Source organism: Rhizobium sp. BK312 (assembly GCF_014193605.1).
In the GTDB taxonomy this organism is placed as follows: domain Bacteria; phylum Pseudomonadota; class Alphaproteobacteria; order Rhizobiales; family Rhizobiaceae; genus Rhizobium.
In genome coordinates this window covers 25,601-40,757 of record NZ_JACHZP010000004.1, presented here as the reverse complement: position 1 = coordinate 40,757, position 15,157 = coordinate 25,601, and the positions used below count along the sequence as shown (strand labels likewise).

General features: G+C 59.6%; 14 protein-coding genes. 8 read left to right on the top strand and 6 right to left on the bottom strand.

Translation table 11 applies throughout. The features are described from left to right. Window positions 1-10 precede the first annotated feature (10 nt). From FHT85_RS12505 to FHT85_RS12495, 3 genes are read left to right on the top strand one after another with little or no spacing between them, the layout of a single operon-like run. Window positions 11-1,249: an ROK family transcriptional regulator gene (locus tag FHT85_RS12505; RefSeq protein ID WP_112411105.1), complete on the top strand. Its 1,239-nt coding sequence runs from the start codon at window positions 11-13 to the stop codon at window positions 1,247-1,249. A 39-nt stretch (window positions 1,250-1,288) separates the two neighbouring features. Continuing rightward, the gene (locus FHT85_RS12500; protein WP_112411072.1) at window positions 1,289-2,143 is read left to right on the top strand and encodes a sugar phosphate isomerase/epimerase family protein; all 855 of its coding nucleotides are present in this window, start codon (window positions 1,289-1,291) and stop codon (window positions 2,141-2,143) included. Between the two features lie 21 nt (window positions 2,144-2,164). Next, window positions 2,165-3,226: an ABC transporter ATP-binding protein gene (locus FHT85_RS12495; protein ID WP_112411073.1), complete on the top strand. Its 1,062-nt coding sequence runs from the start codon at window positions 2,165-2,167 to the stop codon at window positions 3,224-3,226. Window positions 3,227-3,239: 13 nt separating this feature from the next. On the opposite strand, the gene FHT85_RS12490 is transcribed toward FHT85_RS12495, so the two are convergent. The 4 genes from FHT85_RS12490 to FHT85_RS12475 all read right to left on the bottom strand — a co-directional run bounded on the left by FHT85_RS12490 (window position 3,240) and on the right by FHT85_RS12475 (window position 5,883). Further along, entirely contained in the window at window positions 3,240-3,455 is a 216-nt protein-coding gene (locus FHT85_RS12490; RefSeq protein WP_112338051.1) for a hypothetical protein, read from the bottom strand. A 183-nt stretch (window positions 3,456-3,638) separates the two neighbouring features. Continuing rightward, a complete protein-coding gene (locus tag FHT85_RS12485; protein ID WP_246779989.1) occupies window positions 3,639-4,439 on the bottom strand; it encodes a GGDEF domain-containing protein in 801 nt (266 codons plus the stop codon). Between the two features lie 401 nt (window positions 4,440-4,840). After that, window positions 4,841-5,371: a chromate transporter gene (locus FHT85_RS12480; RefSeq protein ID WP_112411074.1), complete on the bottom strand. Its 531-nt coding sequence runs from the start codon at window positions 5,369-5,371 to the stop codon at window positions 4,841-4,843. Then, a complete protein-coding gene (locus tag FHT85_RS12475; protein WP_312861340.1) occupies window positions 5,368-5,883 on the bottom strand; it encodes a chromate transporter in 516 nt (171 codons plus the stop codon). Before FHT85_RS12475 ends, FHT85_RS12480 begins: the two co-directional genes overlap by 4 nt. A 155-nt stretch (window positions 5,884-6,038) precedes the next feature. Here FHT85_RS12475 and FHT85_RS12470 point away from each other — a divergent pair, with 155 nt between their 5' ends. Then, window positions 6,039-6,956 carry a LysR family transcriptional regulator gene (locus FHT85_RS12470; RefSeq protein ID WP_183774100.1) on the top strand — a complete coding sequence of 306 codons (918 nt, stop codon included), beginning with the start codon at window positions 6,039-6,041 and terminating at the stop codon, window positions 6,954-6,956. A 79-nt stretch (window positions 6,957-7,035) separates the two neighbouring features. On the opposite strand, the gene FHT85_RS12465 is transcribed toward FHT85_RS12470, so the two are convergent. Together FHT85_RS12465 and FHT85_RS12460 are read right to left on the bottom strand one after the other, a co-directional pair. After that, window positions 7,036-7,776, bottom strand: a complete 741-nt coding sequence (locus FHT85_RS12465) for an ROK family protein (protein ID WP_162709670.1) — start codon at window positions 7,774-7,776, stop codon at window positions 7,036-7,038. 40 nt (window positions 7,777-7,816) lie between these two features. Continuing rightward, window positions 7,817-10,237: a glucan 1,4-alpha-glucosidase gene (locus FHT85_RS12460; RefSeq protein WP_112411077.1), complete on the bottom strand. Its 2,421-nt coding sequence runs from the start codon at window positions 10,235-10,237 to the stop codon at window positions 7,817-7,819. Between the two features lie 179 nt (window positions 10,238-10,416). Between FHT85_RS12460 and FHT85_RS12455 the strand changes: the two genes are divergently transcribed. From FHT85_RS12455 to FHT85_RS12440, 4 genes are all read left to right on the top strand, one after another. Then, a complete protein-coding gene (locus FHT85_RS12455; RefSeq protein ID WP_112411078.1) occupies window positions 10,417-11,943 on the top strand; it encodes an ABC transporter substrate-binding protein in 1,527 nt (508 codons plus the stop codon). 183 nt (window positions 11,944-12,126) lie between these two features. Next, window positions 12,127-13,068, top strand: a complete 942-nt coding sequence (locus FHT85_RS12450) for an ABC transporter permease (RefSeq protein WP_162709672.1) — start codon at window positions 12,127-12,129, stop codon at window positions 13,066-13,068. Next, complete coding sequence (locus tag FHT85_RS12445; protein WP_112411079.1) at window positions 13,068-13,946, top strand: ABC transporter permease; 879 nt, start codon at window positions 13,068-13,070, stop codon at window positions 13,944-13,946. Before FHT85_RS12450 ends, FHT85_RS12445 begins: the two co-directional genes overlap by 1 nt. After that, complete coding sequence (locus tag FHT85_RS12440; protein WP_112411080.1) at window positions 13,947-15,155, top strand: amidohydrolase/deacetylase family metallohydrolase; 1,209 nt, start codon at window positions 13,947-13,949, stop codon at window positions 15,153-15,155. Window positions 15,156-15,157: the final 2 nt, after the last annotated feature.

The following is a 15,157-nucleotide window of genomic DNA, read 5'->3' as shown; positions in this document are numbered from 1 at the left end:
GATCCCGATGATGAACCAAACGACCGGTGTCAAACCGTCTCCCGACCTGACGGGAGCCAATGTCGAGGATGCGGGCGAGCATAATCGAGCCGTCGTTCTGCGTTGCATCCACAGGCAAGCACCGATTTCGCGTGCGGAAATCGCCCGGCAGACCGGCTTCACCAAGCCGGCGATCGCCCGCATCGTCGATCGCCTGCTCGATGAAGGCCTGATCATCGAAGCCCGCCGGCGCCATGGCCTGAGGGGGCAGCCGGCGATCGAACTTGAGATCAACCCCGACGCCTTCTTTGCGATCGGCATCAACATCGATCGTGACCATCTGACGATCCTCGCCGTCGATGCCGTCGGCAACGTGCGCGCCCGCGTCCACCATGAGAAGCGCTACATTCTGCCGGGCGAATTCATGCAGCTGACCGCCGATGCGATCTCGCATTTCCAGCGAAGCCGTCTGATCGACGACGCGCATCTGGCCGGTATCGGGCTTGCGATGCCGGACTGGCTCGGCGAGATCGCCTTCCTGGGCAAGCCCGACGATTACGGAGAGTGGATGGATTTCGATGTCCGGACCGCATTGGAAAACCTGACACAGCATCCCGTCTTCATCGAGAACGAAACCAATGCGGCAGCGCTTGCCGAGCTTGACTACGGGCTTGGCGCCGAAAGCCGCAGCTTCTTCTACATTTCGCTCAATGCCTGCCCCGGTGGCGGCCTTGTGCTCGACGGCGCCGGCCATCGCGGCGCCATGGGCCTGAGCGGCGAGATCGGCTGGCTGCCAATCGTCGATCCCCGCCACAGGGGAGGCCAGAAAGTCGAGCTTCTCGGCGAAATATTCTCGCTCTTCTTCCTCTACAAGTTCCTGGGCGAGCATGGCATCGAGGCAAACGTGCCCTCGGACCTCCTCACGCTGGATGCCCGTGGAAGGAAGCTGGTCTCGCAATGGCTGAAGACGATGAGCGCGCATCTCGCCGTCGCGGTCAAGCACATCGGCATGATCGTCGATCCCGACGCCATCATCCTTGGCGGCCGCCTGCCTATCCGCATGATCGATGAGCTGCTGCGCTATGTCCACGACCACCTTGATATGGAGGATACGGCGCTGCCATCGATCCATCGTGCCTCGCTCGGCGAGGACGCCTGCGCGATCGGCGCCGCGGCAATGCCGATGGCGGCAGCCCTCATGCTCGCCTCGGCCGATGAGGTCCAGCGCACGCGTTCACCGCTCAAATTCATGGACCGCCTGAACACCTGAACAATTGAATTGGCGGCTGCGGCCACAGGGAGGATTTTAATGAGGATCGGTTTTTATACGTCGACGTTCAACGACAGGCCATTCGAAGAGGTGGTGGACTTCGCCGCTTCCGCCGGCTTCGACGCGATCGAAATCGATGTCCGCGGCCATATCAAGACACCGGACAAGGTGCGGGCGGCGGTCGCCCTTGCCCGCGACCGCAACCTCTTCGTCTCCTCGATCGCCTTTTTCGGCAATCAGCTCGATACCGATCGCGCCAAACGCGGCGAGCTTCGAGCCATCACCGAGGAATTCGCCGACGCGATCGGCGAAGCGGACGTGCCGATCTTCGTAATCTTTCCCGGCCGAAACGACAGCGCCGACGAGGACGCCAATTATGACGATTTCGCCGACTTCGCCAACCGACTGATCGCCCGGACGACATCGAGCGGGTTGATCTTCGCGATCGAGAACTGGCCCGGCCCGAAGGACAATTTCATCGGCACCACGCCGAAAGGCTGGCAGGAGCTCTTCAAACGAATTCCCGACAAGCGCTTCGGCCTTGAATTCGACCCTTCCCATCTCATCCGCATCGGCGTCGATCCCTATGTCGCCATGGATGCGGTCAAGGATCGCATCGCCATCCTTCATGCCAAGGACACGGCAATCGATACTGCCGTACAGCAAGCCGTCGGCTATCACGGCAAGGGGTGGTGGCAGTACAAGCTGCCGGGCCATGGCCTTCTCGATTGGCCGCGTTTCCTGCGTCAGGCGCGCGCCAACGGCTTCGACGGGACGCTTTCGATCGAACACGAGGATGCAGCTTTCGGTTGGCCGGGTAAGGACCTCGCCCAACGAAAGGAAGGCGAGCGCCTCGGCCTTGCCTATCTCCGAAAGGTCTTGAACGGGCTTTGAAGCTATCCGGGAGGAGGGAAAATGGCACATGTCAGAGTGAACAACGCGCGTAAGGACTATGGCGCATTCAAAGCCATCAAAGGCGTGTCGGTTGATATCCGCGACGGCGAGTTCGTCGTGCTCGTCGGCCCCTCTGGTTGCGGCAAATCCACGCTGCTCAGAATGATCGCCGGCCTGGAGGGGATCACCTCAGGCGATATCCAGATCGGCAAGCATATCGTCAACGATCTCGCGCCGAAGGATCGAGACATCGCGATGGTGTTCCAGAACTATGCGCTCTATCCGCATATGACGGTCGCCAAGAACATGGGCTTCTCCCTGCGGCTGAAGCGGATGCCGAAGGCGGAAATCGATCAGCGGGTTGGCAATGCCGCAAAGATCCTCGGGCTCGAAAACCTTCTTGAGCGCTATCCGAAGCAGCTATCCGGCGGCCAGAGGCAACGTGTCGCCATGGGTCGCGCGATCGTACGCGATCCCGCTGTCTTCCTCTTCGACGAACCCCTGTCGAACCTCGATGCGAAGCTTCGCGTCCAGATGCGCTCCGAGATCAAGGAAATGCACCAGCGGCTGCAGACCACGACAATCTATGTCACGCATGACCAGATCGAAGCGATGACGATGGCGGACAAGATCGTCGTCATGAAGGACGGCCTGATCGAGCAATCCGGATCGCCGCTTGAGCTCTATGACCAGCCGGCCAATCTCTTCGTTGCGGGCTTCATCGGCTCTCCCGCGATGAATTTCATTAAGGGCAGCATGACGAACGCCGGTTTCCGTACCACCGACGGGATCGTGCTGCCGAGCGGTCAGCATCCGGCGGCGGCCGTTACCTATGGCATTCGCCCCGAAGATATCAGGCTCGTCCAGAATGGCATTGCGGTGGAAACCGTCGTCGTCGAACCGACGGGATCCGAGACTATGGTCATCGTCCGCCTTGGTACGCAAACGGTCACCTGCGTTTTTCGCGAACGGATCAGAGCCGCACCGGGCGATGTGCTGCACATCGCACCTGCCGATGAGGCAGTTCATCTATTTGACAAAAGTGGAGAGCGCATCGCGCGCGCACGCTCGGAATTCAATTGAGGAGAGATGTTTATTACCTGTGTGATGCCGCACGCAGCGATGGAGCAGAAGCCGTCTTGCGAATGGTAATTTCAATACCGCCCATGGACTTGCCGTCATCGGTCACATCCGGTACGCGAATGTAAAGGACCTCGGAATAGTTGCGGAACGTGCCGCCGATCAACTCATATATTGCAAGTGCAGTGTTCTCGGGAAGCTCTTCGACCGATACGCTTTTACGTTGCTGCATGGGATGCTCTTCCAAAAGTCGGGCCGCCTTCAAGAGATTGGGCAACTGCCGACACTTTAGTCCTGATTTGTCGCAAAGATATCCCGGGAATCATGAAAGCTGTCACAAATGCGTGAGGTTCATTTCCAGGAAAACGGTGCGGCGGCACGATGTCGTGATTGGCGACCGAGTGGCGGGCTTACTCTATAGAGCAGCCTCGCATCGGGACCATGAAGATGGAGCGATCCGGAAGCCGTTCTTTCCCGACGATTTCACTTCATACAAACCACGATCCGCTTTGGCGAATATGTCCTTGGAAGAATGACCGGGCACGATTATCGCCGCGCCGACGGAGGTCGCGATGCGAATGGTCTTCGTCGGCGTGGAGACGGTCCAGTTCAACTCTCTGACAACGCGATCGGCGATTTTTGCGAGATCCTCGGTCGAAAGGCATTCGTGAATGACGGCGAACTCGTCGCCGCCAATGCGCGCCACCATATTGGCCTTGGGGACCGCGCGTGCAAGCCTGCGCCCTGCCACTTTGAGACAATCATCCCCAGCCTGATGTCCGAGAGTATCGTTCACGGATTTGAAGCCGTCGAGATCCACGAGAAGGAGCGCTCTGCCGGTTCGGCCCTCGGCTGCGCATATTTCATTGAAAAACGCTTCGAATCTGGTGCGGGACGTCAACCCGGTGAGCATGTCGTACTCGGCCAATTGACGAAGCTGCTCGACCATCGTCTTCTCGGCGGTAACATCCTGCTTCATCCCGAAAATTCTGGTCGCAGCTCCGTTCGCGAATTCGACGCAGGCGGTTATTCTGATCCATCGCCGATTGCCTCTTGCGGTAATGATCTCAGCATCCAGGCTGAAGCCCTCGCCCGTGCGAATTGCCTTCTCGCGCACCTCATCGAGACGCTTTCGAACCTCGGGAGTATAGAGTTTAAGGATCTCATCCCTCGTCAGCGGCGTTTGCGGCGCAAGATCAAAGAGCTCGTAGACCATATCCGTCCAGCTGAGCGTCTGGTCGGGAAGACTGCATTCCCATACCCCGATACGAGCGGCCTTGAACGATCGATCAAACAATTCACGCAAATGCATGAACTCGCGCGAGGCGATTGCCTGAGGATCGAGTATTCCATTTCCATCGCAGGACACTGGGGGCCTCACCAGCTGATCAAAAGGACCTCACCAGCTTTATCGCCGGTAATCTTTCCCAGTGGAATGATTACATGGATTGTTTGCATATTGGTTTCCAAATGCAAGAGCGCCGCGATGATCATCGACATCAATAACCCTATTTTGAGGGCGGCCTCCATGAAACAGAGGATTTCAGGCGTTTGTGAAAATGAGTCCCAAGGGCAAGAAGGATGTCTGCCCCAAACCGGATACTGAACCACGCCGGCTCACATCTGGCCGACACCGCTCAAGCCGATCAATGCGCCAACGCCGAGAACGATGAGCGGATGGACGCGCGTTGTCGCAAGAACAAGTGCGGCCGCTGCGGCAATCGCCGCGAGAATCCACCCCTGGGTTGATGCCTCCGTGATGACAGCCGCGCTGGCGGTGACAAGCCCGGCGGTCATCGGCACCAATCCCGCCTGCACGATCCGTCGCCATGGCCTGTCCTTGAAGCGGTTCCAGAGATGGAGCACCAGATAGGTCAGGACCGAAGAAGGCCCGAACTTTGCCGCGGAAGTAACCAACACACCCGCCCATCCGGCAACGTGCCAGCCGACCAGAGGCACGACCATCAAGTTCGGACCGGGAGCCGCCTGCGCCAATGCGAACAGCGCACCGAATTGCTGCGCCGTCATCCAATGCTGCACGTCGACGACCTGCCGATGCATCTCCGGAAGAATGGAATTGCCACCGCCGAAGGCCAGCAGCGAAAGCTGAGTGAAAATGATTGCAAGAGAAATGAGGGTCGTGATCATGCTTCGAGCTTCCAGGTGGCGAGGATGCTGAGCGGCGCCAGAACCAGCATGGTCGGCAGCAAGGGTAGCCCGGCAATGGCGATGGCAGCAAAGCAAATGGCGGCAATGACCAGGGTGACTGGCCTGCGGCGCAGCGGCAGGACGATCTTGACGGCCATCGAGATGAGCAGACCGGCCGCGGCTGCAGCAAGGCCTGCAAACATGTGCTGGATGCGCGGATCGCTATTGAACTGATCGTAAACGACACCGAGGCCGATCACGATTGCCGTCGGCGCGACAATCAGGCCAAGAAGAGCCGAAAAAGCACCCACCACGCCCTGAAACTTCGAGCCGATCGCAACCGCCATATTGATGATATTGCCGCCGGGCAGGAACTGACACAGCCCGAGCAGTTCTGTGAACTCCTCCCCCGTCAACCATTTGCGATCCTCAACCACCATGCGGCGTGCGAGCGGCAGAACCCCGCCAAACCCGATGAGGCCGAGTTTGAAAAAGCCGAAAAAGAGCTCCACGACCGTTGGTCCTTCGCGTTGAGCAGCATTGGAATGAGAAATGGCATCCATATCGTGGCCTGTATGTTTATGTCGGACAGACCGTCAAAATAGGCTTTTACCGATCATGCGTCCAATATATGGATAGAACATCATCCATATGTTTGAGATATGCCATGATCGAACTTCGACATCTCCGTTATGCCATGACCGTTGCCGATGAGGGCCATATGACCCGCGCTGCCGAAAGGCTCGGCATCCAGCAACCACCGCTCAGTCAGCAGATAGCTAAGCTGGAGGCCATCGTCGGTGCGTCGCTCTTCAAACGGCTGCCCAGAGGCGTCGAGCTGACGGATGCGGGGCGGACATTTGTGGAGAGGGCAAGGACCATTCTCCACGATGTCGATCTTGCGATAGAGGCGACGAGGCGCAATGCCCGCGGAGAGGAGGGAAGCCTTGCGATCGGCTTTACCAGTTCGGCCGCCTTTCATCCGCTGGTCAGCGCAGCCGTCCGCTCGCTCGGCGAGACATCGCCGGATGTCGCACTCAAGCTTGAGGAAGCCAGTACGCCCGATCTGATCGCCATGCTGCATTCCGGCCTTCTCGACGTCGCGCTCGTGCGCTCTCCCGTTGCACAGTCGAGCGGCCTTGTGATTTCCCGAATTCTCGATGAAGAAATGCTGGTCGCTCTTCCCGATCGCCATCCTCTTGTGATGGCGAAAGGAGAGAAGTCTCGCCACGTTCGATTGTCGGAACTCGCAGACGAAGCCTTCATACTTTACCGCCGTCCCTCCGGGCCGGGGCTATACGACAGTATCATAGCGGCTTGCCTTGCCGCGGGTTTCAGCCCGAAAATACGGCATGAAGCTCCCCGGTTGCTGTCGACGCTCAGTCTGGTCGCCGCGGGACTCGGAATCTCCATCATTCCAGGATCGATCGCTCGGCTGGAGACGAACGGCATCGCATATCTAAGGCTCGACCCGGGTGCCAATCTCGTGGCGCCGCTTTATTTCGCGCGAAAAGATGAGCAGCCAAGCGGCGCGCTGCAACTATTTGCCCACATCGTTCAGCACGAGAAAGCCTTACTGAAATAAGCCGGCTATCTTTCTAGCCGCGAAGATCAAGCGACCTGAGACTGATCCTCATGCCGCTCCATTCGATCACCGCCGCAGCCTAGAAGCTCAAAGTCGTATCCGTCCAAAGCCGAAATCCTCCGAGAAACGCATTTTCGTTCCCGCCGATACGGCAGGCGGATGGCAGTTCCTTGAGCTTCTCGGCATTGCCGCCGCCGATAACGATTTCATGCGGCAGCAGTGCCGCCCTCAATCTCTCAACGATCTCCTCGACCGACTGGCGCCACTTCTTCTTGCCGTATTTTTCAAGGCCACGCTCGCCGATGAAGTCTTCGAAGGTGCCCCGCTTCTTGTAGGGCAGATGGGCGAGCTCCATGGGCAGACAAACGTGATTGGCAATCATTGCCGAACCCAATCCGGTGCCGAGGCCGAGAAACAGCATATTGCCATCTTTGTAGTTGCCGATTGCCTGCATCACGGCGTCGTTGACAAGCTTCACTGGCTTGCCGAAAGCGGCGGAAAAGTCGAAATCCTGCCAGCCGCTTCCCAGATTGTGCGGTTCCATAGCTGGCCTGTTGTTCGAAACGGGCCCGGGATATCCCATACCGATAACGTCGTATCGCCAATCACTCGTCAGATCCTTGACGGTCTGGACCATCTCTTTTGCCGACATTGTAGGCCCGGAGACGGCCGCCCGGCGCTCACCGCCGGAGCTGAGACGCATTTTTACATGCGAACCGCCGAGATCGATTGCCAAGACGACAAGCTCTTCTGTCGCAGCCGGCGCCACGGCTTTCTTCAGTTTTACGTTTGTTTTGCGGCTCTCTGTTACCTGGCTCATATTCGTCCACACTTTCTATCCACGACGGGCACAAATCGCACTATGGCGCCTCAACGACGGAGACGGAGAAATCCTCTCCCTCCCAGCGGTCGGTGTCAGGCCAGTAAAAGGTAAAGGCAATCGAACCGCCTTTGGGGAGGCGCTCGCATGACAGCTCCGCGACATGTATCCCGAAGCCGTTCTGGCTCGTTTCGGTATCGCTGGCGCTGGCCCAACCGTCGACACTCCAGCGAATGATGGCCCGCGCCATGACCTCGATCCGCAGGCGCTTGCCGACGGAAAGCTGCGACAGCTTGTTGTTGAAACGCCACGGCACGAAGGGTGCCGTCACCTTGTTTTTTAGATAGCGCTCGACACCTTGCGGCGGCATGTCGAAAACCGCTCCGTCTCTCAGCGAACGCAGGAGCTTGATATGCTCGGCATGAGCCCAGACGAGTGGCATGGCGCTGCCGGAAGGTTTCCCGAGGGCAAGGCCCAGCTCCGGAATATCGGGCTGGTCCCACACCTGTTCCGGCAGCAATCCGCCCTGCCCGGCAGACTGCTCGAGTGTCTTGAGCAAACCAAGAGCCGCTTCCGGCCGGCCGGCCGCGAGCTCATAATGGGCGCGCTCGCCCGCAAGTAAGGGCCATGGACGCCCGATGCCCGTGCCGTCGAACGGGCCGCCGTCTTCATGCTCGCCATAGCCGTCACCGGTATAACGATACCATAGAGACCCTTGCGGCAGGTCGCATTTGAGCTGTGCGTCGATCACCTTCACGGTGTCGAGGATGCGAGGATCGTCGGCAGCTCGCAATCCGAACCGTACCAGCGCCAAGGCATCGGGACTGACGACTCGCGCGGTCGGCAGGAACGATTCAGCGGGCGGCCTGTTCTTGATCGGCACGAAACCATCGGCGGGCGAGCTTCCGTCGGCGATCTCAGGCGGCGCAATACGGACATAATAGCCCTTGACCCCGAGAGCGGCGCTCTCCGCATCGCTGCTGACATAGGTCCAGCGCTCGATCTGGTCGTTCCAGGCATCCGCGGTCTGCCGCAGATAGTCCGCATTGTGCATCTGACCGGCAATTTCCAGAATATCAGCCGCCGCCAGCAGCGCAGCGATTTCAACCGCCAGCGTGAAGGGAGAAAAGCCGCCATCCTCCTCCCAGCGGTCCTCACCCGTGACAGGCCCGTTGACGACGACGTAGCGTGCTGCGCTTTCGACCATCGGCACGTAGGACAATAGCAGATCGCCCGTAAGGACTCCCTCGCGGCGCAGCGCATCGGCAAGCAGGATCGGGAAAGCGCATTCGTCCATTTGGATCCCGCTCCAATAAGGCTCGCCATCCAGCCAGCAATTCTGCGGCCAATGCCCATCCTCTTCCTGGATAACGCGCAGATAGGCCAGAATGCGCAGCGCATCCTGCGAAGCGCCCGCAGCTAAGAAGCCGCCTGCTGTCTCGACCAGATCGCGCGGCCAGACCAGATGATAGCCACCGAGGTCTTCGTCGCCCTTGGCAAAACCCCACGGAATGGAGAGAGAAGCAACGGCCGGCCCTTCGAAAGAAAGAGGCCGGTGCGTTGCCAGAACGGCTGTCGAGATCCGATAACGATTGACTTCGGGCGGCGGTGCTCTCGGTTCGTCGAGGGCCAGCAATCCGTCTTGCCAGACCCGCCAGTCGGCAACATAGCTGCGCTCGGCATTCTCATAACCGGCTTGCAAGCTGGCAAGGGCATTGTAGCCGGCCTCTTTGGAATGGCTTCCAAAGCCGAGCGATACGGTGACGGTGTCGCTGCCGCCGATCAGATCGATCTCCCCGGTCAGGGCGACGTTGCCGTCGACGGCACGCGCGACGGCCGGGTCCAACCGGGCCTCTTTCTGCAATTGCTGCCATCCGTCGGAAATACCGACATAGCCGGCAGATGCCGTCCGCCAGCCGCCGCTTACGGCAAGAGCCATCGAGACGCCGCCTGTGCCCGTCGCGAAAAGCATCGGCGTGCCCTTATAGTCTTCCACCCACCCCGTATTGCCGTAACCGGCATTGACCAGATGCGGAGCGGCAAGCAGATACAGACGATAATCGTGGATCGTTCCCTCAAGCGGCTCGAACGATATCTGCTGGAGCAAGCTACTGCGCATCGGGTCGACGATGATGCGCTTGATGATCCTGTAACGACCATCGATTGCAGTATTGATCAACCGATAGGCCGGAACGCCATCCTCGACCGTGGTGACGACGCTCTCCGTATCGCGCTTTTCCTCCGAAAAATAACCATCGGGACCTGTGACGATCAATCCGATGTCGCGGGTACAGGCGCTATCGACGCGGGGATAATAGATTTCGTTCAAGATGCCGTGACTGAGAGTGAACCAGATGCGGCAGGCCGGCGAAAGCGCCGTGCCAACTCCGCTCTTTGCACTGGACGTCCAACGAGGTTCGATACCGTTCACGTTGGGGCCGGAAGCATCGTAAGGCGCCATGCACTATCTCCTCTATCGCTGCAATCTGCTCCGACCAAACTGTTTCGGCAAGACGGAACCTTTGCGCATTCAAGCCGATACGCCCTTGTTTTCACCACCATTGACAGCCCCCGTCCGTTCTGTATTCTGTTATAAAATCTTATATAACATAATTGTGGAACATAATTGGGAGAATTTCGATGAAGTTAAGACTCGGATTCCTGATTGCGGCTGCCTTGGTTGCAGCGCCCTCACTGTTGATGGCTCAGGAAAAAGGTGGCGTCATCAATGTCGCGACGATCGGCGAGCCGCCGACGCTCGATCCAATGACTTCCACCGCAGATCTCGTCGGTATCGTCACCCAACATATCTTCGAAACGCTCTACACCTTTGACAAGGGGTGGAACGTCACGCCGCTGCTTGCCGAGAGCCTGCCTGAGATCAGTGCCGACGGCAAAACCTACACGATCAAACTCAGGACCGGCATCAAGTTCCACGACAGCAGCGTCATGACTTCCAAGGATGTGGTCGCCTCGCTCAACCGCTGGATCAAGCTGGCGTCGCGCGGCAAGCAGGCAGGCGGCTTCGTCGAATCGATCACCGCCCAGGATCCGGGGACCGTCGTCATCAAGCTGAAGCAGCCCTACGCGCCTCTCACCTCACTGCTTGCCTTCAACAACTCCGCCGCCATCATCATTCCAGCCGGCAAGCAGGCCGATACGATGACCGATTTCATCGGCACCGGCCCCTATATGCTGAAGGAGCGCAAGCCCGACCAGTATATCCAGCTGGTGCGCTTCGACGGCTACAAGCCGCGCGATGGCGAAAGCAATGGTTACGGCGGCGCCCGGCATCAATATCTCGACGAAATCCGCTTCGTCCCGGTGCCCGACGCCAATACTCGCGTGGAGGCGGCCATTTCCGGCCAGTATGACTACATCGACAGTCTTCCAGTCGAATCCTTCGACAAGCTGAAATCCGCTTCGGCGACCCAGCCGCTGCTCCTGAAGCCGTTCGGCTATCCGGTCTTCGTCTTCAATACCGCCGACGGCATCACGAAGAATGTCGCGATCCGCAGGGCGATCCGTCAGGCGCTCAGCATGGAAGATATGATGGCGGCAGCCTTCGGCAGCACAAATTTCTATACGGTTGACGGCAACATGTACCCCGCCCCGTTTACCTGGAGCACGGATGCCGGCGTCAAGGGCAACTACAACCTCGCCGATCCGGAAGGTGCCGCAACTACCGCCAAGGCGGCAGGCTACAAGGGCGAACCGGTCCGCATCCTGACCAGCCGACAGTACGAGTTCCATTACAAGATGGCGCAGGTCGCGGCCGAATATCTGAAACAGGCAGGCTTCACGGTAGACCTTCAGGTGGTCGACTGGGCTACGCTGACCCAGCGCCGTGCGGACAAGGCGCTATGGGATATCTACATCAGCCACAGCCCCTTCCTGCCGGAACCGGCGCTCATCGGCACGCTTTCGCCAAGCTCGCCCGGCTGGTGGACGACGCCGACGAGCAAAGCCGCGATCGACGCGTTCAACACAGAGGTCGATCCGAAGAAGCGCGTCGGCCTCTGGGCGAACGTTCAAAAGACCATCTATGACGAAGCCCCCATGATGAAGATCGGCGATTTCAACGCCGTTGCGGCGATCTCCACCAAGCTTCAGGGCGTCGCCCCCGCACCGTGGCCCTACTTCTGGAACGCATCGATCAAGAAATAAGCCTCCCAAGGCGCTCGGGCGCCGGTCACGGCCGGCGCCCGTTCCGAATCCCGTCCGTTTGCGGACTTAGAGCAATTCCAGGAAAAGCCCGCAGCGGTTTTCCGTTCGGAATTGCGAGAGAGCAGAGAAATAGAGTGGTTCCGCGATTCGAAGAAAAGCGGAACCACTCTGGGAACCGACCCAATGATACGCTACATCCTTCAACGTCTTGCGGGCATGATCGTCGTGATGTTTCTCGTCGTCACGATCGTCTTCGTGATCGTGCGCGTGACCCCCGGCGATCCGGCCGCCGTCATGCTCGGCCCGGATGCGACCGCGCAGGATATTGCCGAGCTCCGCACCCGGCTTGGCCTCGACCAGTCAATCTTCGTCCAGTACCTGTTCTATGTCGGGCAGTTGCTGAAGGGCGATCTCGGCCAGTCGATCTTCCTCAATATTCCGGTTTCCTCTGCGCTTCTCGGACGTGCCGAGCCGACCTTTTTCCTGACACTGTTCTCGCTCCTCATCGCTGGCGTCATCGCGCTGCCGATCGGCATCTATGCCGCCTATCGGCGCGGATCGCTCGTCGACCAGGCTTCGATGGCGATCGGCATGCTGGCCGCGAGCATACCGAGCTTCTGGCTTGGCCTTATCCTGATGCAGATCTTCGCGGTGCGCCTGGGAATGTTCCCGGTTTCCGGCTATGGCGGACCGGGCACAAGCTTCCTAGATCGCATGTATCATTTGACGCTGCCGGCCGTCGCACTGGGTCTCGTCTCCTCGGCCTTGATCCTGCGCTTCACCCGCGCATCGATGCTCGACGTGCTTGGAGACGACTATATCCGCACCGCCCGCGCCAAAGGGCTGATCGAACGCCGCGTCGTCCTCAAACATGCGCTGAAGAACGCACTCATTCCAATTCTGACCGTTCTGGGGCTGACGGCTGCCGTGCTGATTTCCGGCGCTGTCGTCACCGAGACGGTCTTCGGCCTGCCGGGTGTCGGAAGCCTCGTCGTCTCCGCGGTGCTGCGCCGCGACTATCCGGTGATCCAGGGGGCCTTGCTCGTCATCGCCGGCCTCTACGTCCTCATCAATTTTGCGATCGACATGCTCTATCTGCTGGTTGATCCGAGGGTACGCTACTGATGGCCGACATCGCAACCGAGACACCCAAACAGGCGCAAAGCGAGCGACGCAAGTTCCTTCGTCGGCTGCTGAAGCGCAAGACCGTTGCCATCGGACTGATTGTGCTGACGATCTTCGTGCTGCTCGCCGCCCTCGCGCCATGGATCGCACCCTATTCGCCCTCGAAGCTCTCGATCGTCAACCGACTGAAGCCGCCAAGCGGGGTCTACTGGTTCGGCACCGACGAGTTCGGCCGCGATATATTCTCCCGGACCATCTATGCCGGACGGCTGTCGCTGCTCGTCGGAGCCGCCGTCGTGGCGCTATCGGCTGTGATCGGCGTCACGCTGGGCCTGCTCGCCGGTTTCTTCCAAAGGCTCGACACGCCGATCGCCCGCCTGATCGATGCGATGATGGCGTTTCCCGACATTTTGCTCGCCATTGCGCTGGTCGCAGCCCTCGGCCCGTCGCTGACGACGGTCATCGTCGCACTGTCGATCGTCTACGCACCGCGGCTGGCCCGCATCGTCCGCGCCTCGACCCTTGTCATTCGTGAACTCCCTTACGTGGAGGCTGCCAAGGCTCTCGGCATCTCGACATTCCACATCATGACGCGGCATGTGCTTAGAAACCTCCTGTCGCCGATCCTGGTGCAGGGCTCGTTTCTCTTTGCCAGCGCCATGCTGGCCGAAGCCGGGCTCTCGTTTCTCGGCCTCGGCGTCAGCCCCGAAATCCCGACCTGGGGAACCATGATCGCCGCCGGCCGCCAATATATCGGCCAGGCCGACTGGATGACCTATTTCCCGGGCTTTGCCATCATTCTCTCCGTGCTCTCGTTGCAAATGGTCGGCGACGGCTTGCGGGACATGCTCGATCCAAGACTTCGAAAGGACCTGTAAATGACCGGTGAAAAAGCGGGCAAACCGCTCCTCCTCACCAATGTGAAGCCCATGGCATTCGGCGGTACTAAGGTCGCTGGCGTCATGGACATTCTCGTCGACGCTGACGGCAGGATCGCCGCTTTCGGCCCGCAGCTTGCCGCTCCCGGCGACGTCGAGCGCATCGACGGCAAGGGCGCCTGGATTTCGCCCGGCTGGATCGACCTGCATGTCCATATCTGGCATGGCGGCACCGATATCTCGATCCGTCCGTCCGAATGCGGCGCCGAGCACGGCGTCACGACGCTGGTCGATGCAGGTTCGGCTGGCGAAGCCAATTTTCATGGGTTCCGCGAATACATCATCGAACCGTCCAGGGAACGCATCAAGGCCTTCCTCAATCTCGGCTCGATCGGCCTCGTTGCCTGCAATCGCGTCCCCGAATTGCGCGATATCAAGGATATCGATCTCGACCGCATCCTCGAATGCTATGCCGAGAACAGCGAGCATATCGTCGGCATCAAGGTACGCGCCAGTCACGTCATCACCGGCTCCTGGGGTGTCACACCCGTCAAGCTCGGCAAGAAGATCGCCAAGATCCTGAAGGTGCCGATGATGGTGCATGTCGGCGAGCCGCCGGCGCTATACGACGAAGTGCTCGAAATCCTCGGGCCGGGCGATGTCGTCACGCACTGCTTCAACGGCAAGGCCGGATCCAGCATCATGGAGGACGAGGACCTCTACAATCTCGCCGAACGTTGCGCCGGCGAAGGCATCCGGCTCGATATCGGCCATGGCGGAGCGTCCTTCTCCTTCAAGGTCGCGGAAGCGGCGATCAAGCGTGGCCTGCTGCCCTACTCGATCTCGACCGACCTGCATGGGCATTCGATGAACTTCCCGGTATGGGATCTCGCGACCACTATGTCCAAGCTGCTCTCGGTCGGCATGCCGTTCGACAAGGTCGTGGACGCCGTCACCCATGCACCGGCCTCGGTCATCAAGCTTTCGATGGACAGCCGGCTGTCGGTCGGCGAACGAGCAGACTTCACCATTTTCGACCTGGTGGATGCGGATCTCGAAGCGACCGATTCCAACGGCGACGTCTCGCGCCTGCAGAAGCTGTTCGAACCACGTTACGCGGTCATCGGCGCGGAGGCGATCACCGCCAGCCGCTACGTGCCACGCGCTCGCAAACTCGTCCGCCACAGCCACGGCTATTCGTGGCGCTAATC